General features: G+C 65.4%; 17 protein-coding genes and 1 riboswitch. Of the genes, 2 read left to right on the forward strand and 15 right to left on the reverse strand.

The window, feature by feature from the left end; all coding sequences use genetic code 11:
• Positions 1-179 precede the first annotated feature (179 nt).
• Positions 180-746, forward strand: coding sequence for a hypothetical protein (locus M2341_RS00360; RefSeq protein WP_181561165.1), 567 nt, complete (start codon positions 180-182; stop codon positions 744-746).
• Between the two features lie 23 nt (positions 747-769).
• Here M2341_RS00360 and M2341_RS00365 read toward each other — a convergent pair whose 3' ends face one another.
• The 15 genes from M2341_RS00365 to M2341_RS00435 all read right to left on the reverse strand — a co-directional run bounded on the left by M2341_RS00365 (position 770) and on the right by M2341_RS00435 (position 22,592).
• The gene (locus M2341_RS00365) at positions 770-7,690 is read right to left on the reverse strand and encodes a beta strand repeat-containing protein (protein ID WP_264583808.1); all 6,921 of its coding nucleotides are present in this window, start codon (positions 7,688-7,690) and stop codon (positions 770-772) included.
• 51 nt (positions 7,691-7,741) lie between these two features.
• On the reverse strand, positions 7,742-9,403 hold the full coding sequence (locus M2341_RS00370) for a ShlB/FhaC/HecB family hemolysin secretion/activation protein (RefSeq protein ID WP_264583809.1): 1,662 nt from the start codon (positions 9,401-9,403) through the stop codon (positions 7,742-7,744).
• Between the two features lie 434 nt (positions 9,404-9,837).
• Positions 9,838-9,917: riboswitch (cyclic di-GMP riboswitch) on the reverse strand.
• Between the two features lie 452 nt (positions 9,918-10,369).
• A complete protein-coding gene (ssb, locus tag M2341_RS00375; RefSeq protein ID WP_181561162.1) occupies positions 10,370-10,894 on the reverse strand; it encodes a single-stranded DNA-binding protein in 525 nt (174 codons plus the stop codon).
• A gap of 108 nt (positions 10,895-11,002) precedes the next feature.
• Entirely contained in the window at positions 11,003-12,868 is a 1,866-nt protein-coding gene (gene feoB, locus M2341_RS00380) for a ferrous iron transporter B (RefSeq protein WP_264583810.1), read from the reverse strand.
• Positions 12,868-13,131: a FeoA family protein gene (locus tag M2341_RS00385; RefSeq protein ID WP_181561160.1), complete on the reverse strand. Its 264-nt coding sequence runs from the start codon at positions 13,129-13,131 to the stop codon at positions 12,868-12,870. The genes feoB and M2341_RS00385 overlap by 1 nt, the downstream gene beginning before the upstream one ends.
• Positions 13,132-13,235: 104 nt before the next feature.
• A complete protein-coding gene (locus tag M2341_RS00390; RefSeq protein WP_264583811.1) occupies positions 13,236-13,931 on the reverse strand; it encodes a COQ9 family protein in 696 nt (231 codons plus the stop codon).
• A gap of 61 nt (positions 13,932-13,992) precedes the next feature.
• Positions 13,993-14,412 (reverse strand): 6,7-dimethyl-8-ribityllumazine synthase, encoded by a 420-nt coding sequence (gene ribH / locus M2341_RS00395; protein WP_264583812.1) that lies wholly within the window; start codon positions 14,410-14,412, stop codon positions 13,993-13,995.
• 32 nt (positions 14,413-14,444) lie between these two features.
• A complete protein-coding gene (locus M2341_RS00400; RefSeq protein ID WP_264583813.1) occupies positions 14,445-15,308 on the reverse strand; it encodes a DMT family transporter in 864 nt (287 codons plus the stop codon).
• Positions 15,309-15,310: 2 nt separating this feature from the next.
• On the reverse strand, positions 15,311-16,597 hold the full coding sequence (gene ribB / locus M2341_RS00405) for a 3,4-dihydroxy-2-butanone-4-phosphate synthase (protein WP_264583814.1): 1,287 nt from the start codon (positions 16,595-16,597) through the stop codon (positions 15,311-15,313).
• Positions 16,598-16,652: 55 nt separating this feature from the next.
• Positions 16,653-17,261, reverse strand: coding sequence for a riboflavin synthase (locus M2341_RS00410; RefSeq protein ID WP_264571709.1), 609 nt, complete (start codon positions 17,259-17,261; stop codon positions 16,653-16,655).
• A 10-nt stretch (positions 17,262-17,271) separates the two neighbouring features.
• Complete coding sequence (gene ribD, locus M2341_RS00415; protein WP_264583815.1) at positions 17,272-18,228, reverse strand: bifunctional diaminohydroxyphosphoribosylaminopyrimidine deaminase/5-amino-6-(5-phosphoribosylamino)uracil reductase RibD; 957 nt, start codon at positions 18,226-18,228, stop codon at positions 17,272-17,274.
• A 26-nt stretch (positions 18,229-18,254) separates the two neighbouring features.
• A complete protein-coding gene (locus M2341_RS00420; RefSeq protein WP_181561153.1) occupies positions 18,255-18,713 on the reverse strand; it encodes an OmpH family outer membrane protein in 459 nt (152 codons plus the stop codon).
• Positions 18,714-18,773: 60 nt separating this feature from the next.
• Complete coding sequence (locus M2341_RS00425) at positions 18,774-19,454, reverse strand: energy transducer TonB (protein ID WP_264583816.1); 681 nt, start codon at positions 19,452-19,454, stop codon at positions 18,774-18,776.
• A 129-nt stretch (positions 19,455-19,583) separates the two neighbouring features.
• Positions 19,584-20,924, reverse strand: a complete 1,341-nt coding sequence (gltX, locus tag M2341_RS00430; RefSeq protein WP_264583817.1) for a glutamate--tRNA ligase — start codon at positions 20,922-20,924, stop codon at positions 19,584-19,586.
• A 3-nt stretch (positions 20,925-20,927) separates the two neighbouring features.
• Positions 20,928-22,592: an NAD+ synthase gene (locus M2341_RS00435; RefSeq protein WP_264583818.1), complete on the reverse strand. Its 1,665-nt coding sequence runs from the start codon at positions 22,590-22,592 to the stop codon at positions 20,928-20,930.
• A 174-nt stretch (positions 22,593-22,766) separates the two neighbouring features.
• Between M2341_RS00435 and M2341_RS00440 the strand changes: the two genes are divergently transcribed.
• Entirely contained in the window at positions 22,767-23,702 is a 936-nt protein-coding gene (locus tag M2341_RS00440; RefSeq protein WP_181561149.1) for a ribose-phosphate pyrophosphokinase, read from the forward strand.
• Positions 23,703-23,705 lie beyond the last annotated feature (3 nt).

The following is a 23,705-nucleotide window of genomic DNA, read 5'->3' on the forward strand; positions in this document are numbered from 1 at the left end:
GTACAACGCAATTTTCGGATGCACTATCGGCGGCTATCAGTCATATAGTACACTTAACACTCCACAAAGAGAGTGGGACGAAGAGTCGGTTCGCTGGTCTTGGGGCGAGATGCCATTGTGTCTGCTGTGATGATCCCACCATCATGCCGATGCGCGCTGTTGCCTGACGGATGAGCAACGTGTCCGATTCCCACCGAACTTCTGCTTCGCCCGGCAACAATGCCGGTGTCGAGCAAGGAACGCCGGTCGGTTCTCCCACGCCGACCGGCGAACCACTTTCAGAAGACCAGCCCGATCTTTTCCCCGGCGCACGACCTGCGACTGCGCCTGCCGATGGCGATGCCGCGCTGTTGCAGGCGGTTGGCCGCCTGATTCTCGCCTGGGGCCAGCTTGAGCGCACAACCGCGGACAAGGTCTCGACCATGCGCGAGTCGTTCGGCGATGTGCGCTCCGTCGGCGGACGAACCCGCCCCACGCTGCAAAAGCTGCTCGCCGAACTGCGCGCGCTGGTCGCCATGCGCGACCGGCACGATCAGGATGCGCTGGCGGTGATCGCCACCATCGATGGCAGCCTCCAGCGCACCGCCCAGTTCCGCCAGCTCATCATCGACGGCGCGCAGGGCGCATCCGGCAAAATCCTGAATTGCCGGGATATCAAGAATTGCCCGCTGGAAATCGGCCTGCGGGAAGTCGAGCGGGAGGCCGCCTCGCTCGACCGGATCTGCGCGCAGATCGCGGAAATCTAGGCAAGCGGCGGCGAGGCTGATCCTTAGCGCGCGCTGGCCAATTCCAGCTCCCGCTCCACCTCCTGCCGGCCCTCGTCGATCTGGATGATGATCGCCCTGTAGCCCTGCCGCAGCAGCTCGCCCAGCCGCTGGACCGTGTTGACGACGATCGGAGGCCGCGCCGGCCCAACCGCAGCGCTGGCGGGCGCGATTACGCCCAGCGTGAGATTGGCGGGCAGGATGATCTCGCCGGTGCCGGTCACCTGGCCACCGACGGGCGTGATGAACGTGTCCGTGATGATCTGGTTCGGGTTTATCTTGCCGCCAGCCACCACGGGCTGATCGTTGACCACGAACGACCCGTCGCCATTGCTGCTGATCTCCTTGAACACACCCTCGATGGTGCCGCCGGGCGCATCGACGACGAGCGCGCCGCCGTTGACCTGCACGTTGAGCGGCGTGTTCGACTGCAGCGAGATCGTGCCGCCCGAGCTGATGGTGCTGGTCACCGCACCGGGCGCCGCCACCGACACGGCGCCACCGGCGTTGATCGCGCTGGAAATGCTGCCCGTGCCCGAGGTGACCGAGGCGCTGCCCGCCGTGACGATCTGCGAGCTGATCGACCCGGCACTGGCCAGCACGGTGACCGGGCCGGTCGCCTTGATCGATCCGCTGACATTGCCGGACCCCGCCGAGACGCTGACGCCGCCGCCCGCATTGACCGTGCTCGATATGCCCGACTGCGAGGCGATGGACGCAGAGCCACCGGAGGTGACGGACGAGCTGACCGGCCCCGTCGCACTCAGCGCCACCGGCCCGGCGGCCTGGATGGAGCCACCTACGCTGCCGCTCGAGGTGAGCGAGACGCTGCTTTGCGAACTGACGTCGCGCGAGACATTGCTGGTGTAGGCAAGCTGCACCGGGCCGCCCGCTATGATCGAGCCCGTGCCCGAACCGCCCGCGCTCACCGCCACGGAGCCGCCCGCCACGATGGGGCCGCTTTCGCTGCCAGTCACCGACGCGCTGACATTGCCGAGCGTATCCAGCGTGTTCGCGCTGAACAGCTGGTTGCCACTCAATTGCGAGGTGAAGTCGCCCGCCAGCTTGACGGTTGCGGCGGAGAAGTTCCCGCCCGTGACGGACAGACTGCCCAGCCTTATGCTTTCGCTGCCGAGATTGCCGAGACTGACGTCACCGTCCCCTGTGGCACCCGCAAGACCGGTGCCGGTGAGGAACGCCACGCTTTGCGCGGCATTGGCGGTGCCGATCAGATTGGTGCTGATCGCGATCGACCCGCCGGGACGCGCATCGAATTGGGTGAGCGCCTGTGTCAGGCGCAGCGTTGATCCGGTCGCCGTTCCGCTGAACGTCAGCCCGCTCGCCGTGTAGCTGCTGCCGTTCAGCACGACCTGATTGCCGATTACACGCGTTGCGCCGAGCCGGGTGATCTGGCCGATATTGCCCAGAGCGGCCGTGCTCGCATTCAGCGTGAACGTCTGGCCACCGCCTACACCCCCGTTGATGCCGAGGAAACTGGCCACCACCAGCGCATCGACCGTGGTGGCGCCGGCCAGCGTCGTGGCGCCGTTCACGGAGAAGCTGGTTGCGCTGTACGTGCCGGCCAGCGTCGTCGCGCCGGTGTAGCTCTGCGCTCCCGTCGTGACAGTGCCCGCGGTCATGATCTGACGCGCGGTCGCCGTGATGCTGCCGACGTTCACCGACCCCAGCTCGATCGCGCCTTGCCCGGCGTCCACGGCCAGCGTCTGGGGTCCGCTGACGACACCCAGACGGACAGCCCCACCGTTCGTCACCAGCGTGGTTGCGCCACCAAGCGTGGTCGCGCCATCCACGCGGAAGGCGCCTCCGCCTGTGCTGAACGTGCCGGAGAGGCTGGCAGCGCCGGTATAGGTCTGGCTGGCGGTCGTGGCGATGTTGGTGGCCGAGAGCGTCGTGCCCATGGCGTCCAGACGGCCGATCGCGGCGCTGCTGATCGCCACATTGTTGCCGCTCAGGCTCAGCCCATGGTTTCCGTCGACCGAGGCCAAGCTGATCGTGCCCGCCTGCGCTCCAATCACCATATCCCCGGAAAGGGTGAGGAGACCGGCGGCGGTAAAGCCACCTTGCCCAACCATCACCGAGCCCCTGATGCTGGTGCCGGTCGCGCCGCCGCCAAGCGTCATCCCGTCCACAGTCGCGCCCTCGAAGATGAGCGCGCGCAGGCCGGACAGGCTGGCCGCTTCATTATAGCGCCCGGCGCCGACGAAGATCGCGTCGCCCGTGTTAGAGTCGTCGAAGGCCGACTGGAGCGAGAGCATCGCCGTCCCCCCGCCATCGAGCTGCCCCTCGCCGACATAATAGGTGCCGCTGCTCGCCGTGCCCGACCAGCCCTGAACAAGGCTCGCGTTCGCCGCTGCAAGGTTGACGGCATAGTCGAAGGCGTCCTGCCGGCTCTTCTGGAAGAAGGTGAACTGCGCGCCGTCCTGCCGGTGCTCGGCATTCCGGACGATATAGTCGTAGCCCAGGATATTGATCGCACCGGGCGCCGTCATCGTGGACGAATTCTGCAGGTAGAGGCCGTTCGATTCACCGAAGCTGTTGCTCGCCTCGATCGTGATATTGGTGAGTTGCTGGGTGCTGCCACCACCGTCGATGTTGTTGGCCTGATAGAGCGCCAGCCCACCCCAGGCATTGCCGGCCGTCTGGCTGTTGCGCACAACGACATTGGCGCTGTCGGTGATCGAAATGCCGTTGCCGGCCACGACGCCGCTGACTGAAACCCCATCGATGGTCGCGCCGACGACGGCGTTCAGATCGAGACCGGTCTTGTGCGATCCGCTGATCGCCACATCAGTAATCGCAAAGCCGGTGTTGCGAGAGTCGGCATCGCCGCGCTTTTCAACCTTGATGCCATAGGTAGAGCTGGTGTTCGCTTGTGAGCCGAGCAACGCGAAGCCGCTCAAGGCGACATCGTCGGCATTCACCCTTATGCCGTAATGGCCGTGCCCGCTGGCATCGATCACGGTCAGCCCGGAGCCCTGGCCAACCACATCGATATCCTTTGTGATAAACAGCGTGTCGGTGAGACTATGGGCGCCCGCCGACAGGTTCAGCCTGTCACCGTCTTGGCCCAGCGCCAGCGCCCGCCGCATGGCATCCGGGCCGGACGCGGTGGTAACGAAGAGCTGACCGGCCACCACATGGGCGAGACCCGCGCCGGAATTGTCCACGCCATGGGTAATCCGATCTTCGACAGCGAAGAGTTGGTCAAGCGTCAATGCGCTCGCCAGCACACCGTTGAAGCTGACTCCGGTCAGATCGAGATCATTCGCGCTGCGCCACACAATATGCTGCACGGTGGCGTCACCCGCGACGAAATTGTTGCCGCTGCCGAAGCTGAGTGTCCCCGCGCCGGCGACATTGGTCGGCAGGTAGAAATCATAGCGATTGTTGATGAAGCTGTTGCCGGTGATGGTCGTCGCCGTCGGCAAGCCAAAGCCGGGCTCGACAGCCAGAACCTGATTGTTGTTGGTGAAAATGTTGTCGGTGAGGTTCAGCGCCTCCACGCCGCGCATCATCAGCACGGCGCCGTAGGTGGCTTCGCCGCTGGGCGTCCAACTGCTCGCCCCGACATCGCTGACGCTGTTGCCGACGAAATTGACGGTTCCGGCGCGGAACGCCTTGAAGATCGCGCCGAACGAGAGGTCCGAATCGCCGCCATTGCGCACGATATTGTGGGCGATCGTCACATCCGGATAATCGAAGTCGCCGCTCTGCTGCCGGAAGGCGATGTGCCCTGCCGTGTGGTCGAGCAGATTGCCGCTGAACACGACACTACCAATCTGTGCGCCGTCATTGGCGCTGCCGGCGCCGCTGCGCGTATCGAATGCTGCCCAGCCACGGATATTGAGGAATTCCGAGCCGGTGATCGCGATATCGCCACCAATCTGCCCGCCGATGAAGCCGTGGCGACCCGCGACATTTTCGCCGTCGATCCGCACGCCGCTGAGGGTCAGTCCGGTGATCGTCCCGCTGTTGCTGATCACGGCGGAGCCGGCCGAGCCCCGCACCGCAAAGTTCCGCAGGGTCAGTCCGCTCGGGCTGCCGCTGATCGTCATGCCGCCGGTGATGATCGTCTCATCCATGCCCGCGCCACTCAGGGTCAGCGCCTTGGTGACGGCTGCGGTCTCTTCATAGGTGCCGGCGGCGACATTCACCGTCGCGCCGGACCGCGCATCACCGATCGCGGTGTTGATCGACAGACCTTCGGCCACGGTGAAGATGTTGGTCAGGCCACCCGGGCCGTATCCCTCGATCGAACTGGCCGCAGCATTGCCCACGTCCCGCGCGAAACTGAGCGCGTCCGCCAGATCCGTGCGATAGAAGATGAACTGCCGGTCGAGATCATCACTGCGGTGATCGCTGTTGCGCACCGCATAATCGAAGCCCGTCAGGTTGAGCTGGCCGAACTGTTGCGTGGTCGATTCAAGCTGGCTGAACAGACCCAGCTGTTCTTCGAAGCTGTTGAGAGCGGCATCAATGGTGATGCTCGTCGTCTGCCCATTATAGCCGCTGCTCTTGTTGCTCTGATACAGCGCAACCCCGCCCCAATCATTGCCGAGCGTATGCACGCCCTCCAGCACCACATCGGCACTGTCGGTGATCTGCACGCCAGCACCCTCCGTGAGAAGTGCGTCATTGGCGACGCTGCGGCCATCGGCGGTGACGTTGGTGATGCGAGCACCGACCACACCGTTAAGGTCCAGCTCGGCTCGCCGCGAGCCACGCACCGTCACATTGCTGATCGCAAAGTCGTGGACCCGCTCGCTCGTTCCGCCCGGCGTGCTGACATGCCCCGCCGGATTGGGCTGGACCTTGATGCCGTAATTACCGCCGGCGAGCGTGCTGCCATATAGCGTGAAATTCGACAGAGACACATTGTCGGCAAGGACCGAGATCGTGCCCAGCCCGTTGCCGCTGACCGCGCGCCCATCGAGGATCACGCCGCTCTCAGACTGGCCAGCCAGGGTCAGCGCCTTGCGGATGACGAGTTGCGAACTGCCAAGATCGTAGGTGCCGTCCCGCACCTCCACCATGCCGCCGGATACGACGGCGTTCACGCCAGCCTGTACCGACGACAGAGGCGTCGCCGCCGATCCCTGAGCGCCTCCCGAACCGTTTGTTGCGACCGTGACATGCGTCCGGTTCGAGGCGGTATAGGCCTGGTTGAACACGGACATGCCGCCATTGGCACCGCTCAGCGCTAGCAGTCGCGCCTGCTCCTCCACGGAGATATTGGCGCCGAGCAGACCGTTTCCGGACGTGGTCGTGGTGCCGTTCCACACCCCGTTCAGATGCAGGTTCATGCCCCACTCGTTGCCGAAAGCACCCGCGCTGTTGCCGCTGATCACGAACCCGGGGGCGGACCCATCGACATATTGGAGGGAAATGCCGCTTTTTGTATTGTCGATCAGATTGCCGGTGATCCGCAGATCGGCGACATTGCGTCCATCGACAAGAATGCCATTGCGCACGCCGATGATGCTGTTGCCGGCGATCGTCGCATTGTTAGCGCCATTGAGCAGCGCAATGCCGCGCGTAACCGAGCTCCCCCAATCAAAACCCCATGCGGCCGCGCCCTCGGGCAACGTACCGATGAACCGCAGGCCGGTAATCGTCACCTCATCGGCATTGACGGTCAGGCCGTTGATCTGCCCGCCGGTTAGCGGGAGCAAAATTGTCGCGAGACCATCTCCATTTATGGTGACGTTGTTACGCGAAACGGTCGCGCCGGCGGCGTAGATGCCCTCGCCCAGGTTCAGCAGCGTGCCACCGGCGACGGTGCCGATCACACCGAGCGCATCCCCGATCACATCGCCATTGCCGCTCACATCGGCACCGCCGATGTTGAGGGACATTTCCAGCGCCCCGTTGCTTACATTGATCTGCCCGGCCCCGCCGATGCGGGCGCCCTCCACGAGCATATCGCCAGACACAGACAGCGCCGAGGTGACGTCGATCCCGCCGGCCGCTCTCGCACCAACCAGACCGTCCGCACCGGCATCGATGGTTCCGCTCATCGCAAGATCGCCACTCTGGGCGAACAGCACGACCGTCCCGTCGGGTTCGGAGGTCATGCCGGATGCCGTGAGCGTGCCGCTATTGACCACCTGATCGATCAGGGCACCGGCCGTCCGGGCCGTGAGCAGGATCTGGCCGCCCCGCGCGGCAATCGTGCCGCTGTTCTCGACCAGCGCATTGTCTGCGCCAAGGCCGATCTCGAGAAAGCCCGTGCCGTCCAGATCCAGTGTGGCGCTGCTGCCCGAGGCGAGCACGACGCGGCCAAGCCGGGCCGAGATCACGCCCTGATTGCGCACGGTCGGCGCGAAGAACGCGGCAAGGCCCTGATCGGCAATGCTGATATTGGCGCCAGCGCTGACCACGATCTCGGCCGTCGAGCCTTGCATGCCGGTGAAGGCCAGCGGACCGCCGTTCATGAAATCGGCATCCACCACATTGGCGCTGCTGGCGATCAGGCCGCCGACATTCACGTCGGCCGTGCCGGCAAACATCACGCCATTGCTGTTGATGACCGCCACGATGCCGTTGGCATTGAGAGACCCGGCGATCTGCGACGGCGCATCGCCTCCAACGACACGGTTGAGCGCGACGGCGCTGGCGCCCGGCTGCGAAAAGGTGACCTGCGCATTCGAGCCGATGTCGAAGCTGTTCCACTCGATCAGCGCGCGGTCGCTGGTCTGCGTGATGGCCAGGCTGGAGGAAACGGGCGCACCGATGGTGGCGCTGCCGCCGACCACCACGCCGCCGGTCGGCAGGGCATTGGCGTCCTGCGCGAGAGCGGGGCGTGCGCTGGCCAGCGCGAGAATGGCTGCCGAGAGCAGCAGCGCGGTACGGCGGCCCCGAAGGGGTGAGAGGGCGGGCTGTGCTGCGAGAGTAGACGTGCTCATATCAGGTCTCCACGAAATCGGAACGATCGGCGCGACGAGGGTCGCGCCGGCTCAGTAAGCGGCGCTCAGGGACACGAAGATGCGGCCATCCCGGTTGCCCTCTGCGCTGACGACGCGGCGGACGGGCTTGGCGTATTCCATCGAGAGGCTGAAACGGTCGGCAATGCCGGCCCGCAGGCCGACGCCATAGGATCGCAATCCGGCGCGCGGGCGCTCGCCTGGCAGCAGATCGTTCTGCCAGACACGGCCGCCTTCATAATAGACATAGGGTTCGACCGTCCCCATGCCGCGCGCGGCGATGGTGTAGAAAAGCTCCACCTTGCCGGCGATGCCCTTGTCCCCGGTGATTTCGGAGGGATCATAGGCGCGGCCATATTGGGCGCCGCCCAAGCCGAACTCTTCGGAGGCCAGCAGGCTTTCGGCCGACCACTGACCCGTGGCGCCGAGCAGAAGATGCAGGCCGCGATAGAGAGGCTGCACCCGCGTCACTTCGCCATTGAGACGGGTGAACATGGCCGATGCAGTCCCTCGTGATTTCGCGGGGTCGCCCAGCCTTGTCGCATCGAAAACGTCGAGCCCCTGTGTCACGGAGGCGCGCAGCGTCGTCTGGCCGCCCATTCGGTCGGCATGATTGGCCAGCAATTCGGCCGTGACGGTGCGAATGCGGTCATCGAAAACCGGATCGATCAGGCGATTGCGGGAACTGCTCTCCCGCGATTGCCAGGAGAACCGCCCGAGAACGTTGGTGTGCCGGCTGCGCAACATGGGGTATTGGAGAGCAAGGCCCCAGCTGAAGCTCTTGCCCTTGACGGCCAGCACCCGCAGTTCGTCACCCGGCTTGGTGCGCGCGAAGCTGGCAAAGCCGCTCATCCGCAGCCCGGAACCGCCGAGCGGCTGATCATAGGCGCCGGACACGAAGGCCAGTTCACCGCTTTCATCAGGGGCGGCCACCGCGGTGAGGGCAAGGCGTCCGCCCAGCTGCGCGAGATCGTTGAAAACCAGCCCTCCGAAGAGTTGCACCGGCCCGAGCCAGCGCGATCCGCGATTATCCACCGCGACAAAGGCCTCGATCGGTTGGCGCGCGACGAGGAGAGAGAGGTCGGCGGCCCCTTCGTCGCTCGACGGGGTCAGCACGGCACGCACGCTGGCGCCTTTGAGGTCGCGCGCGAGCAGCAGCGCACGTGCGAGATCATCGCCCGAGGTCGGCCGCTCGGCCCGCACCGGCGCGAAATAGCCTTCGAGGAGCGGGCGATAGCCGCCGGGATCGCCCTCGACGCGCACGTCACCGATGAAGCCCTCGACAATGTTGATCGTCGCAACGCCGTTTTCGATACGCTGCGGCGCGACCACCGCGCGGGACAGCACGAAACCCCGGCGCCGATATTCCGTCGTCACCGCTTCCGCGAGCCGGAAAAGGTCGGCCAGGGTGATGTCGCGGTTGAGATAGGGTTGGGCCAGTGCGTTCAGAACGTCGAGCGGCACCGCGGTCGCTCCCTCGAACCGGATGAGGGAGAGGCGGAGCGGCGCCGTGCTCTCCGGCGCAGCCTCCGATGTGGGCGCCTGCGGGAGTTCCACCGGCGAGACCGAGGGCATGGCCGGCTGCCCGCGCAAACGCTCGTCGACCCGTCCGGGATCGACAGTCTGCTGCGCATGTGCGGATGTGCCCGCCAGCGCGATGGCGGCCAGCAATAAGCTACGAGTCGTCATGGTCATTCCGATCCCCTTGTTCCCCATCGGAAAGTGATTGAGCGCCAGGATGCAGCCCCCTGCATCGCGGTGTGCGAGCGCCGTCAGGCGGCTCTGAAATCTTTAACGAGAGCGGTTGTCGCGCGGCGGCCGGTAACCGTGACAGGCTGGCGGCCAAGTCCCGGCCCAGCTGAAGCCCGACAAGCCTTTTGCTCTTGCTGCAAAGCCCGTGATCGCAGGGCTCCGCAGGGCCACCTCACCGTGCCGGCCCGCTCATTCTGCGGTGACAAGAATATGAGAGACGCCAAGCCTCGCCAACGCGCGCGCCACATTTGACGTGGGAAAACGCGCCTGTTTTCAAGATATTCAAAGGAAAGCCTGCGTCGCTCCGCGACGGAGCATGGCGGCTTTCGAAGGCTCCTGGGGGAGCCCGGAAGATCACGCGGTATCATGTTCGACCTTTCGGCAACCCCGCTATCCTGAAGGCTCAGGACCGGAGGCTTTGCGTCCCGCCGTTACCGACGGTTTGCCCTTTCGAGATCAAGGCGATCTCATCGGTCTGTTAATGGGCATAGTTAATCGAGCCCGTCAAGGTTAATGAGAGCCGATTGCAAAGATGAAGGATTAATAGAAATTTCACGCTGACCCACGTTCGCGTGAAAATTTCGTAGATTCCGGAATAATGCGGGCAGTCGCCAAGATAAGGAGCGGGATTTGTCTTATGGCATTGCGGCTTCGCTACTCGCGCATCGCAATTGCTCTGCGAGATTGCGCTGAAGACTATAGTTAAACTCTATTTAACTGACGCAGCCCCTGGGATTTGGACATGCTCACTATAATTGGCGGCGGCGCGGCCGCCCCTTCGGCGGCCAACTGCTTCCGCCGTAAGCGCGGACAGACCCACGCGCAGAAGCGCTCCGCACGTCCATTCAGACTGCCGGCGCTAGCTTTATCGCTGCAAGGAACCCGCGCGTCTTGTGCGCCGGGCGACCGTCAGAACGGAATTTCGTCGTCGTCCAGCCCGTCGTCGAACGCGCTGCTGCTCGAGCGCGCGCCGCTGCCGCCAGACGAGGAGCGACCACCGCCGAAGTCGTCGTTACCGCCGCCCCAGCTATCGTTGCGGCTGCCGCCACCACCGCCCTGACCGCCGCCACCGCCGCCGCCCTGGCCGCCGTCGAGCATCGTCATCACAGCGCCGGGGCCGGAGAGCACGATCTCGGTGGAATAGCGGTCCTGCCCGTTCTGGTCCTGCCACTTGCGGGTCTGCAGCGAGCCTTCGAGGTAGACCTTCTTGCCCTTGCGCAGATATTTTTCGGCAATGCCGATCAGGCCATCCGAGCGGATCACGACGCTGTGCCATTCGGTCCGCTCACGGCGCTCGCCGGAGGCGCGATCGGTCCAGTTTTCCGACGTCGCGATGCGCAGATTGCAGATGCGTCCGCCATTGCTGAAGCTCTTCACTTCAGGATCGGCACCGAGATTGCCGACCAGAATGACCTTGTTGACGCTGCCTGCCATGGAGCTCTCCGAAAAACGCGACGAGGATAGGAAATCGAACGGCTGCTTATAAAGCTGAACGGCGTCTCGTCCAGATCGCAATACCGCTCAGCATCCGCCTTGCGTCGATTAAAGGCCGAAGGCGACCGCCGTCCAATAGGTCGCGCCCGCGGCCAGCCAGGCCAGCCCGAACAGATAGGCCGTCATGAAGAGCGGCCAGCGCCAGCCATTGGTCTCCCGCCGGGCAACCGCGATGGTCGACAGGCATTGCGGAGCGAAAACGAACCAGGCGAGGAAGGCCAGCGCCGTCGGCAGCGACCAGCGCCCCCGCAAGCGTTCACCGAGCGTGCGGGCGGTCTCGTCCTCATCCTCACTGGCCTCGATGGCATTGGCCGTCGCGAGCGCCGACACGGCGACCTCACGCGCTGCCATGGCCGGGATCAGCGCCAGTGCGATTTCATGGTTGAACCCCACCGGCCGCAGCACCGGCTCGATCACGCTCGCGATGCGCCCCGCCGCGCTATACTCGACCAGGCTGGCCGAACTGCCCGCCGGGGGCTTGGGGAAGGAGAGCAGCAGCCACAGGACGATGGTGGTGCCGAAGATGATCGTGCCGGCGCGGCGCAGGAAGATCCACGCACGCTGCCACAGGCCGATGATGACGTCGCGCAGCATCGGCATCTGATATTTCGGCAATTCCATCAGGAAGCTGCCGCCCGGCCCCTTGATCACGCCCATGCGCAGCAGCATCGCAACGATGACCGCACCGATGATGCCGGAGACATAGAGCGCAAACAGCACCAGACCCTGCAGGCCAACCCCGCCCCAGACCGTGGTCGAGGGGATGAAGGCGGCGATGATCAGCGTATAGACCGGCAGGCGCGCCGAGCAGGTCATCAGCGGCGCGATGAGGATGGTCGTGAGGCGATCCTTGGGGTCCGAGATGGTCCGCGTCGCCATGATGCCGGGAATGGCGCAGGCAAAGCTGGAGAGCAGCGGAATGAACGCGCGACCGGACAGGCCGACCCGCGCCATCAGACCATCCATCAGGAAGGCGGCGCGGGTCATGTAGCCCGTCGCCTCCAGCATGAGGATGAAGAAGAAGAGAATGAGGATCTGCGGCAGGAAGACGACCACCGACCCCACGCCGTTGATGACGCCCTGTACGATGAGATCGCGCACGAAACCTTCGGGCAGGATCGCTTCCATCGCTGCCTGAAGAGAGGCGAACGCTTCCTCGATCATTGCGATCGGCGCCTCGGACCAGGCGAAAACGGCCTGGAAGATGACGAACAGCAGCGCCAAGAGGATGAGCGGACCCAGGAGCGGATGCAGCACGATCCGGTCGATCTGCGCGGTGATCCGGCGGGTCGGCGTTTCGGCGACGATGGCGCGCTGGGCGATCCGGCGCGCTTCGCGACGCAGATCATCGGCATCCCGCGCTGCGTGCGTTGCGAGGACGGCGGGCGCGGGGGCATGGGCCGGCACCGCCGCCACCATAGCCGCCTTCAGATCATCCAGCCCGCGCCGGCGCACGGCGACGGTCGGGATGACCGGCACGCCGAGGTCGGCCGCAAGCTGCGTCGCGTCCAGTTCCAGTCCGTCGCGGGTCGCCAGATCGACCATGTTCAGCGCCAGAATGCAGGGCGAGCCGAGCGCGATCAATTCCAGCGCAAAGCGCAGGTGATTGTCGAGATTGGCGGCATCGACGACGATGACGAGGAGGTCCGGCCGCCGTTCGCCTTCCTGATGGCCGAACACGACGTTGCGGGTCACCTGCTCGTCCGGGCTCTTCGCATCGAGACTATAGGTGCCGGGGAGATCGACGAGATCGGCTGTCCGCCCATCCGGCAGCACCAGCCTGCCGAGCTTGCGCTCGACGGTGACGCCCGGATAATTGCCGACCTTCTGGTGCGCGCCGGTCAGCGCATTGAAGAGCGCGCTCTTGCCGGCATTGGGGTTGCCGACCAGCGCGATGGTGAAGCGATCATCCATCACGCCGCTGCCTCACCCGCATCAGCCGCAGTACGGACATGGATGGCATCGGCATGCGCCGCCCGCATGGCGACGATCATGCGCCCGATGCGGCAGGCATGCGCGCCGCGACCGGTAAATCCGGCGCGATGGAGCAGTTCGACGCTGGCGCCCTCATGCAGGCCGAGTTCGCGCAGGCGGCGACCGTCCATCTCGGATATGGCGTTCCAGTCGACACTGTCGACATAGGCGGGGCGATTGGGTTCTAGGGAGGTCAGGCGCAACGCAATATCGATCTCTGGTGGTTTTGCGAACGACTATCAATATCGCCCGATAGAAGCAAGGCGATGCTGGCGCGGCCGTGGCTTATCGGCAGGACGCCAGACGGTTAGCGCCCCCGGTAGCGCAGCCGGCCCAGGAAGCGCGCCATGCTGAAATGCTGGTCGGTCTGCCCAGTCAGCCGGCCCTTGGCCTTCTCGAAGCGCATGATCCCTTCGATCCGCCGCGCCAGAAAGGCGCGGGTGTCAGCATAATCCGTGCTTTCGTCATTGACGAAGACGAGCAGGGTCGCGGCATAGACCCCTGCCAGCGTGGTGCGCTTGGAATAATGATTATAATCTACCGCGCGGTCCCCGGCGGCGCGCCACATCGCATCGGCGGCGCGCCAGCCCAGCCGGGTCGCCCGCGGCAGGTTGAGCGGCATCGCCAGCACGGCCTGAGCGCGGCGCAACGCCTCGCGATTGGGCGCCAGCACCGCAAGCCGGGCCTCGACCAGTGCCGTAATCCGCTCGCGAATTTTCATCGCGGCCAGACGCTCTGCCGGCAGGGCATCGAGCATGGCCTGATCGACGCTGGCGAACCACGCATCGATCATGGTCAGAGCGCCGCCGGAGAAAGCCAGCGCCGCCACGTCCCGATCCACACCAGCGGTGTCCGCTGCGACCGCGAGAGCCGCATCGGACCAGCCATCGAAGGCGGCGTTGGCCGCGATCAAAGGCGCGAGCCGCAGTCGCAGGTCGTCCAGGGTCTCATCAGCCAGCAGACCGGCGGTCTGCGGTGCGGCGGTGGAGGGCGCGAGGGTCATGCCTCTGCTCTACGGCATTTTCACGCGCGAGGAAATCGCTGCCGCCATCGCCATGACCGTCTCAGCGATACTCTTCGGCGATCTCCAGCATGCGGATCGCAGCAACGGCGGCCTCGCCACCCTTGTTCTTGCGGGCCGGATCGGCACGTTCGAGCGCCTGCGCCTCGTTTTCCACGGTCAGAATGCCATTGCCGATCGGGATGCCATCCATGGTGAGCGCCATCAGTCCACGCGCGCTCTCGTTGGAGACGATCTCGAAATGATAGGTTTCGCCACGGATCACGACGCCGATGGCGACGAAGCCTTCATAGCGCCCGCTCTCAGCGGCCAGCGACACAGCGGCGGGAATCTCCAGCGCGCCGGGCACGGTGAGCACGTCGACCAGATGACCCGCCGCATCCAGCGCCGCCCGCGCACCGGCAATCAGCATATCGTTGAGGTGGTCATAGAAGCGCGCTTCGACGATCAGAAACTTGGCCATGTCGGTTCCTTTCAAGACATATGTTCGTGAGCTTATCTGAACGCCGTGCCGGCAATCACCGCGAGCGTGCCCGCCATCACCAGCAGACCGCCCGTCAGGCGGCGCCAGCCGAGCTTCTCCTTGAGCATCCACGCGCCAAGCACAAGCCCGAAGACGATGCTCGATTCGCGCACCGCCGCCACCGCGCCGACTGGCGCCAGACCAAGCGCGAACAGCGCCGGGGCAAACGCAACCACGGCCATCACCCCCGCCCGAAGCCCGGCGACCCGGTCGCGGATCATGAGGGACAAGGCGTTGCGACCGTGGCGCACTGCCAGAGCCGCCGGCATGGGGAATGAGCCGAGCAGGAAGAACCAGGCGATGAAGGTCAGCGAATCGGGCGCCGCCCGTACGCCCTTGGCATCGACCAGCGTGTAGCAGGTGGTCAGCAGCCCGGCGATGGCAGCGGCGGCAAAGCCGGCCGGCGAAATGGATCGGCCGCTCGCCAGCACCAGAATCCCGGCGCTCACGACCGCGATCCCGGTCAGGACGAAACCGTCCAGCCGATCCCCCAGCAGCGCCATGCCGAGCAAGGCGGTGAACACCGGCACGAAGCCGCGAGCGATAGGATAGGCCGCATTGAAATCGCTGACCGAATAGGACCAGGAAAGGACGAGTTGATAGACGGCGTGAACCACGACGGCCGCGAACAGCCAGGGCCAGAGTATTGCCGGCGGCAGGCCGATCCACAGCACGAATGGCAGGGCGAGCACGAATTCGACGCAGCGAATCCAGGCTAGCACCGCCAGCTTGTTCTCACCCGATTTGAGCAGCGCATGCGCTGCCGCCGAGGCGAGCGCCGAAAACAATGCGAGCAGGAGGCCGGTCAGAACCGCCGCAGCGCTCCCTTCGATCATGGTCAGACGCCCGTGATCGCCCGCTCCTCGACAACCGCCAGATCATAGCCATCCAGCGCGATCAGATTGTGGTGGCTGTTGGTGAGCAGGATCATGTCATGCACGCCTAGATCGGCCAGGATCTGCGCGCCGACGCCATAATCGCGTAGCTCGTCCATGCCGGCAGGGCTTGCTTCACCAGTGCGGATCTTCATCTGCCGGCTGAACCGGTCTTCGCTCGGGCGATTGATGACGACGATGACGCCGGCCCCTGCGTCCGCGATCATTTCCATCGCGCGGGAGAGCAGGCTGGCGCGCGGGCCTTCTTCCCCGAAAATATCGGTGAAGACGGACACCTGATGCATGCGCACGAGCGTCGGCTGCTCGGGCGTGACATGCCCCTTGATGAGCGCGACCTGTTCGGACTCGGTCGCGCGATTGAAGAAGGTCACCGCGCGCCACTCGCCGCCCCAGCGGCTGGTGAACGTGGCTTCTGCGCGCCGCTCCAGCATATGATCGTTGCGGCGGCGATAGGCGATGAGATCGCGAATGGTGCCGATTTTGAGGCGATGCTTCTGCGCGAAGGGGATGAGATCATCGAGGCGGGCCATGGTCCCGTCGTCCTTCATAATCTCGCAGATCACGCCGGAGGGATTGAGACCCGCCAGCCGCGCGACGTCCACCGCCGCCTCGGTATGGCCGGTGCGCACGAGCACCCCGCCATCGCGTGCGATCAGCGGGAAGACATGGCCCGGCGTCACGATGGCTTCGCGCCCCTTGGAGGCATCGATGGCAACCGCGACGGTCCGTGCACGATCGGCTGCGGAGATTCCGGTGGTCACGCCTTCGCGGGCCTCGATCGATACCGTGAAAGCGGTCTCGTGCCGGGTGCCGTTGCTGGCGCTCATCAGGTTGAGGCCCAGCGTCTCGACGCGCTGACGGGTCAGCGCCAGACAGATGAGGCCGCGGCCGTGCGTGGCCATGAAGTTGATCGCATCCGGGGTCGCCATCTGCGCGGGGATGACCAGATCGCCCTCATTCTCGCGGTCCTCGTCGTCGACCAGAATGAACATCCGGCCATTGCGCGCCTCGTTGATGATCTCCTCGGCGCTGGCCAAGGCCGTCCCGTGCGCGCGGGCGAGCAGATAGCTTTCCAGCTTGCCCAGCGTATCGGCCGTCGGATTCCAGTCGGCTTCATCTAGCCGACGCAGGCTGTTGGCATGGAGCCCGGCGGCACGGGCGAGGCCGGAGCGGGACAGAATGCCATCGCGCACCAGCTTACGTACGTTTTCGATCAATTCGCTGCTCATGAAGGGCAAATATCACATCGTAATGTGATTGCCAATATTTCTCGGCAACTGCGCCTTAGCTGCGGGCCTGATGATCCTTCATGCGCGCCAGATATCGGGCCAGCACATCGATCTCCAGATTGACCGGCTGGCCCGGTGCAAGCTGGCCAAAGGTCGTCACCGACCAGGTGTGCGGAATGATGTTGAGGCCGAATGTCGACCCCTCCGGACCGTCTTCCACGGAATTCACGGTCAGCGATACGCCATCCACCGTGATCGACCCCTTGGCCGCGACATAGGGGGCAAGATCGGCCGGAAGGCGCACGGTGACCCGGTGCGAATCACCTTCGGCTGTGATGTCTGCGACTTCGCCGATGCCATCGACATGACCCGTGACGATGTGCCCGCCCAGCTCGTCCCCGAGCTTGAGCGCGCGCTCCAGATTGAGCAACCGCCCTTCTGCCCAGGCGCCCTGCGCGGTGCGCGAGACGGTCTCGGCCGACAGATCGACCGCGAACCAGTCGGCGCCCTTGTCCACCACGGTGAGGCACACGCCGGAACAGGCAATGGAAGCGCCGATATCCACGCCCTCCATGTCGTAATGGCAGCCGATGACCAGCCGCAGGTCGCCGCGCTGCTGCGCGCTCTGGATGGTGCCGATGTCGGTGATGATGCCGGTAAACATGCCTGCTGCTCTATGCGGGCCGCACGCGTTCGTAAACCTCCAGCCGGTCCGGCGCGAAATTGCGCGCATCGATCAGCCGCCAGCGACCGTGGGCCTCGGCCAGATGATCGAGGCCAATGTCACCCAGCGCCGCCTTGCCGCGCCCGATGAGGATCGGCGCGCGGTAGAGCAGAAGGCGATCCACCAGATCGGCCGCGAGAAAGGCGCCAGCCGTTTGCGCGCCGCCCTCGACCATCAGATGATCGCCGGGAAGGCCTGCGATTTGAGCCGGAGTTTGGATCGCAAGCCAACCATCTGGCGCCGCACCGCTGTGACTTAGGAGCACCCGGACGGGCGAGCGCGCCTCCAGCCCGGGCAGGCGCACGTCCAGCCGGGGCTGATCCTGCGTGAGCGTGCCGCGCCCAACCAGGATCAGCTCATGCCGCGCCCGCTCCAGATGCGTGTGCGCCCGCGCCGCCGGGCCGGTAATCCACTGGCTCGTCCCGTCTTCCAGCGCGATGCAGCCATCGAGTGAGGTGGCGAGCTTGAGTGTAACCTGAGGACGCCCGGCCTGCTGGCGCATGAAGAAGCCAGCCATTGCGGCCCGCGCCGCGGGCGCCAGCTTTGGCAGAGTATCGACGATCAGCCCCGCGTCCCGCAAGCGCGCGATGCCGCGACCGTTGGTCCGTGGATCGGGATCGCCTGTCGCCACGACGACGCGGCGCACGCCTGCCTCCACCAGCAGATTGGAACAGCAGGGGCCGCGCGCGGATTGGTGCGCGCAGGGCTCCAGGCTGACATAGGCCGTGCCGCCCCGCGCCGATGCCCCCGCCATGACCAGCGCCATCGCCTCGGCATGAGGGCGGCCGCCAGGCTGGGTCCAGCCCCGCCCCACGACGCGGCCTGCGGCATCGAGCATTATGCATCCGACATTGGGATTGGGCGCGGTGCGACCGCGGGAACGGTGGGACAAGGCGATGGCTGCCATCAGCCAAGCGCTGTCGCCCGGAAGAGTCAGGGCGTTGCCGTCGCGGTATTGCCCGCTACGCCGCCTTCCTTGGCCAGAGCCGCGGCGAGCTTCTGCTGCAGCTCCTTTTCCTTCGCATCGAACAGCTCTTCGCGCTCGCGCTTGGTGCGCGCGGCATCCTCGCGCCAGTCGATACCGAGACTATCGGCGAGGCGTTGAAACTCGCCCTGCTTGCTCTCAAGCGCCACCCGATACCGCGCGAAATCCTCGATCTGGCGCTGGATGATCGCACTGTCCGGCCGGTTGGCCTCCCAGTTCTCGATGTAGATGATCTGCCGTTCCTGCTCCGGCTTGCGCGAGTCGATCGCGAACCCCCAGAGCAGAACGCCAGTCAGCGTCACCGAGAGCGCAAGAATGCTCCAGCGGTGCGGGCGATCGGGCGCGAACATCTCGCGCAGATCGGACGCAGCGCTCCGTGGAGAAACCGGGCGGGGAAAAATGGCCATGGCGCCTACATAGGGAGGCACCATGGCCTTGAAAAGCAGCGCGTCATCGTGACGCCCCGCTTAACGCTCCAGTTCGAAGCGCAAGGTGAGGACCTGCTCGGACGCGACCGGCACGCCATCCCGCGTGGCTGGGCGGAAACGCCAAGCCCGCAGCGCGTGGCGCTGGGCCGCCTCGAAGAAGGCCGGATCGCTCGCGCGGACCTGCTCGACCGCGGTCACCCGTCCACGCTCGTCGATGCTGACTCGCACCGTGACGCTTCCCTCGCGCCCTTCGCGCTGCATGGCGGGCGGATAAGGCGGGCGAAACCGGTCAGCAAACCGCGCATCCGGCTGAGCGGGCACGATGACTGGCGCAGCGGGCGGCGTGACGATGGTCTTGCCGGCATCCGGGTCAGGCAAAGGGGGGTAGGGCTTCGTCGTCAAATCGGTCATGGTGCCGAGGTTGATCTGCGGATCGACCCTCACCGGGTCGCGTGGCGTATCGAGCGGGCGAGTCGGCTGAGTCTCCACTTTCGCCTCCGGCTCCGGTGTGACGGGCGGCGGCAACGGAGCGGTCGGGACGAACCGCACATCAATGGGAGGGGTCGGTGAGGGCCTCAAATAATGGGTGGCCGGCAAGGCGATCAGCAGCCCGATCAGCCCGCCATTAAACGCAATGGCCGCTGCCAGCGCGCCCGGTGACCGCCGGGCCGCATAGCCGCTCTGGGGGGCATAGGATGATTGAGACGACACAAGGGACATGACACCTCTCCTGATTTTATTTGTGATGTTATACTATCACTAAATAGAGATCAGGCGAAGCGGTTTTTATAGGGTGTCAGAGTGCGTATGGGTCGGCCGCCGGTGGGCGTTACCGGCGCCGAGTATCGCTCAGCTGGTGGCGGCAGCACGCAGCCGGGCGAGCGCGCGATCCCGCCCGATCAGCGGCAGCAGCGCGGCCATGTCAGGGCCGTGATCCACGCCGGTCAGGGCGAGGCGCAACGGCAGGAACAGCGCCTTGCCCTTGCGCCCGCTGCGCTGCTTGAGCGCGCTCGTCAGCGCCCGCCAGGTATCGGCGGCGAAGTCGATATCCGCTGCCACCTCGGCAGCCTGGGCGAGGAATGCGCGGTCTTCGGCATCAAGATCGGGCCGCGCGATCTCGCCGCTGAGCACCGCAACCCAGTCCGCTGCCCCCGCCACCGTCTCGAGATTGGGCTGCACGACCGGCCATGCGGCAGCGTCGATTTGCGCCGGGAGGCGATCGGCGACCGCCTCATAGGGCAGCATGTGGACGATCTTGGCGTTGAGGCCGAACAGCTCTTCATCCGAGAAGCGGGCGGGCGCTCGCCCGAAATGCCCGAAATCGAAGCGCTCGATCAGCGGGGCCATGTCGATCACCGGCTCCACCGGGTCGCTGGTGCCGAGCCGCGCAAGCAGCGCGCTGATGGTGATCGCCTCGACCCCCGCTTCCCGCAGATCGCCGACGCCGACCGCGCCGAGTCGCTTGGAGAGCTTGCCTTCCGCACCGGTGAGCAGGGCCATATGAGCGAACTGCGGCAGCGGCGCACCCAGCGCCGCAAACATCTGCAACTGCGTGGCCGTGTTGGAGACATGATCCTCGCCGCGCAGCACATGGGTGACGCCCATGTCGATATCGTCGATCACCGAGGGCAGCATATAGAGCCAGCTGCCGTCCGCCCGGCGAATCACGGGATCGGAGAGCAGTTTGGGGTCGAAATGCTGGTCGCCCCGGATCAGGTCGACCCATTCGATCGGCGCATCATGGTCCAGCTTGAAGCGCCAGTGCGGCTGCTCGCCCGCAGCCTGCTTCACCGCGATCTCGTCTGCGCTCAGCGCCAGCGCCGCGCGATCATAGACCGGGGGCAGACCGCGCCCGAGCAGGATCTTGCGCCGCAAGTCCAGCTCCTGCGCCGACTCAAAGCAGGGATAGACCCGCCCGGCGGCCCGCAGAGCCGCAAACTTCTCCTCATAGAGATCGAACCGCGCCGACTGGCGCACCTCACCGTCCATGGCGAGGCCGAGCCAGGCGAGATCAGCCCGGATGCCTTCGACAAAGCGCTCCTCGCTGCGCGCGGTATCGGTATCGTCGATCCGCAGCAGGCACTGCCCGCCCATCTTGCGCGCCCACAGCCAGTTGTGGAGCGCCGCGCGGATGTTGCCAACATGCAGATGGCCGGTCGGCGACGGCGCGAAACGGGTGATGACGGTCATGGTTCAGGCGGTCCGGAAAGCATTGGTGATGGGATAACGCCGGTCGCGGCCGAAATTGCGGCCGCCCAGTTTCACGCCCGGCGGGGCCTGGCGGCGCTTGTACTCCGCGACGTAGAGCAGCCGCTCGATGCGGGCGACGGTCGCGCGATCGAAACCCATGGCGGCAAGCTGATCGACCGACTTTTCCTGTTCGACCAGGCCGTAGAGAATGGGGTCCAACACCTCATAAGGCGGCAGGCTGTCCGAATCCTTCTGGTCCTCGCGCAATTCGGCGGTGGGCGGCTTGGTGATGACGCGTTCCGGCATCACCGGCCCGTCCGGCCCTAGCCCAAGCGCCGGCTTCTCCGCATTGCGCCACCGCGAGAGATCGAACACGGTCGTCTTATAGGCATCCTTGAGCACCGAATAGCCGCCCGCCATGTCGCCATAAATGGTGGCATAGCCCACGCTCATCTCGCTCTTGTTGCCGGTGGTGAGCAGCATGTGGCCGAACTTGTTGGAGAGCGCCATCAGCGTCACGCCGCGAATGCGCGACTGGATGTTTTCCTCGGTCAAATCCGCGGTCCGCCCGGTGAACGCCTCTGCCAACATGGCATCGAACGCGCCGACAGCGGGGGAAATCGGAATGGTATCGAGCCGGCAGCCGAGCAGACGCGCGCACTCCGCCGCATCGTCCAGGCTTTCCTGGCCGGTGAAACGCGACGGCATCATCACGCACCAGACGCGATCCGCCCCCAGCGCATCCACCGCCACGGCTGCGGAAAGCGCACTGTCGATCCCGCCGGACAGGCCCAGCACGACGCCCGGGAAGCGGTTGCGGTTCACATAATCGCGCAGGCCCACGACCATCGCGTGATAGATATCCGCCGGATGCGCATCGAGCGCGTGGACCTCGCCCGGCTTGCAGAACCAGCGGCCATCCTCGCCCCGGTCCCACTGCGTGATGACCAGCGCTTCCTCCCAGTCGGGCAGCATATGGGCGATGTCGCCATCCGCATTCAGCACGAAGGAAGCACCGTCAAATACCAGCTCGTCCTGCCCGCCGACGCGGTTGAGATACAGGAGCGGCAAGCCTGTCTCGTTGACGCGCTCCATGCACACGCCCCGGACGCGGAAATCATCCTTGGCCACCTCATAGGGGCTGCCGTTGATCGAGATGAGCAGCTCCGCGCCTTTTTCCGTTAGATGCCCGGTGACGAAGGGGAACCAGATGTCCTCGCAGATCGGCAGGCCGAGCTTCGCGCCGCGAAACTCGACCGGATCGGGCAGGGGGCCGGGCGCGAACAGGCGCTTTTCATCGAACGTGCCATAATTGGGCAGCTCGCGCTTCTGGCGGATCGCGACAACCTTGCCGCCATCGAGCAGCGCCGCGCAATTGAACAGCAGGCCGTTGTTGGCGATGACCGTGCCGACAAGCATCGCCGGGCCGCCATCCGCCGTCGCCTCGGCAAGCAGATGCAGCGCTGTCTCCGCGCGCGCAGCCAGCGCGGGCTTGAGCACCAGATCCTCCGGCGGATAGCCGATGAGCTGCAATTCGGGATAGACGATCAGATCCGCGCCCTGCTCGCGCGCCTTGTCCCGCCAGGCCAGCATGGCCTCTGCATTACCCGTGATATCGCCCATGCTCTGGTTGAGCTGGGCCATGGCGATCCGGAGAGAGGCTGTCATAGCGCCGCTTTATGGGCGGGCGGGGGCGGGAGCAAGGGCGTCGCCAAGCCGGATATGCGGCCTCGCCGCGCCATTGACCGCAATCCCTTGTCCCCGAACCGTCACAAGCGGCTTTTCAGCGGGGCACCTGCTCGCTAGAGGGGCCGCGACAACCGCAGCCATGGGGACCCCGACATGAAGATCATCTCTGGCAACGGCAACATGCCGCTCGCCCAGGCGATTGCCGATTATGTGGAGCTCCCGCTCACCGATGCGAGCGTGCGGCGTTTTGCGGACGAGGAAATCTTCGTCGAGATTCACGAGAACGTGCGCGGCGAGGATGTGTTCGTCGTGCAGTCGACCAGCTATCCGGCCAACGACAATCTCATGGAACTGCTGATCATGATCGATGCGCTCAAGCGCGCCTCGGCGCGGCGCATCACGGCGGTGGTCCCTTATTTCGGCTACGCCCGGCAGGACCGCAAGCCCGGCCCGCGCACGCCGATCTCGGCCAAGCTGGTGGCAAACCTCATCACCACCGCCGGCGCCAACCGCGTTCTTTCGGTCGACCTCCATGCCGGGCAGATCCAGGGCTTCTTCGACATTCCGACCGACAATCTGTTCGGTGCGCCGGTGATGTCCGCAGATATTCAGGCGCGGTTCCCCAATGAGAATCTGATGGTCGTCTCGCCCGACGTCGGCGGCGTGGTCCGCGCTCGTGCGCTGGCCAAGCGGCTCGACAATGCGCCGCTCGCCATCGTCGATAAGCGCCGCGAGCGAGCCGGCGAATCGGAAGTGATGAACATCATCGGTGACGTGAAGGGGCGCTTCTGCATCCTGATCGACGATATCGTCGATTCGGCCGGCACGCTCTGCAACGCCGCCGCCGCGCTGAAGAACGCCGGCGCAACCGACGTCGTGGCTTATGTGACGCATGGCGTGCTCTCGGGCGGCGCTGTCGCGCGGGTGGAAGGCTCGGCCCTGCGCGAGCTGGTCATCACCGATTCGATTCTCGCCACGCCGTCCGTCGCGGCCTCGACCAAGATCCGGCAATTGCCGATTGCGCCGCTGCTCGGTGAAGCGATCCGCCGGATCGCGGACGAAAGCTCGGTCAGCTCGCTGTTCGACTGATCA

The organism is Sphingobium sp. B7D2B, from assembly GCF_025961895.1.
Classification (GTDB): domain Bacteria; phylum Pseudomonadota; class Alphaproteobacteria; order Sphingomonadales; family Sphingomonadaceae; genus Sphingobium.

What these genes read in the sequence shown, in the direction of transcription:
- M2341_RS00365 (WP_264583808.1), bottom strand. Translation starts at nt 7,690, where the DNA reads ATGAGCACGTCTACTCTCGCAGCACAGCCCGCCCTCTCACCCCTTCGG.
- M2341_RS00370 (WP_264583809.1), bottom strand. Translation starts at nt 9,403, where the DNA reads ATGACCATGACGACTCGTAGCTTATTGCTGGCCGCCATCGCGCTGGCG.
- ssb (WP_181561162.1), bottom strand. Translation starts at nt 10,894, where the DNA reads ATGGCAGGCAGCGTCAACAAGGTCATTCTGGTCGGCAATCTCGGTGCC.
- feoB (WP_264583810.1), bottom strand. Translation starts at nt 12,868, where the DNA reads ATGGATGATCGCTTCACCATCGCGCTGGTCGGCAACCCCAATGCCGGC.
- M2341_RS00390 (WP_264583811.1), bottom strand. Translation starts at nt 13,931, where the DNA reads ATGACCCTCGCGCCCTCCACCGCCGCACCGCAGACCGCCGGTCTGCTG.
- ribH (WP_264583812.1), bottom strand. Translation starts at nt 14,412, where the DNA reads ATGGCCAAGTTTCTGATCGTCGAAGCGCGCTTCTATGACCACCTCAAC.
- M2341_RS00400 (WP_264583813.1), bottom strand. Translation starts at nt 15,308, where the DNA reads ATGATCGAAGGGAGCGCTGCGGCGGTTCTGACCGGCCTCCTGCTCGCA.
- ribB (WP_264583814.1), bottom strand. Translation starts at nt 16,597, where the DNA reads ATGAGCAGCGAATTGATCGAAAACGTACGTAAGCTGGTGCGCGATGGC.
- M2341_RS00410 (WP_264571709.1), bottom strand. Translation starts at nt 17,261, where the DNA reads ATGTTTACCGGCATCATCACCGACATCGGCACCATCCAGAGCGCGCAG.
- ribD (WP_264583815.1), bottom strand. Translation starts at nt 18,228, where the DNA reads ATGGCAGCCATCGCCTTGTCCCACCGTTCCCGCGGTCGCACCGCGCCC.
- M2341_RS00420 (WP_181561153.1), bottom strand. Translation starts at nt 18,713, where the DNA reads ATGGCCATTTTTCCCCGCCCGGTTTCTCCACGGAGCGCTGCGTCCGAT.
- M2341_RS00425 (WP_264583816.1), bottom strand. Translation starts at nt 19,454, where the DNA reads ATGTCCCTTGTGTCGTCTCAATCATCCTATGCCCCCCAGAGCGGCTAT.
- gltX (WP_264583817.1), bottom strand. Translation starts at nt 20,924, where the DNA reads ATGACCGTCATCACCCGTTTCGCGCCGTCGCCGACCGGCCATCTGCAT.
- M2341_RS00435 (WP_264583818.1), bottom strand. Translation starts at nt 22,592, where the DNA reads ATGACAGCCTCTCTCCGGATCGCCATGGCCCAGCTCAACCAGAGCATG.
- M2341_RS00440 (WP_181561149.1), top strand. Translation starts at nt 22,767, where the DNA reads ATGAAGATCATCTCTGGCAACGGCAACATGCCGCTCGCCCAGGCGATT.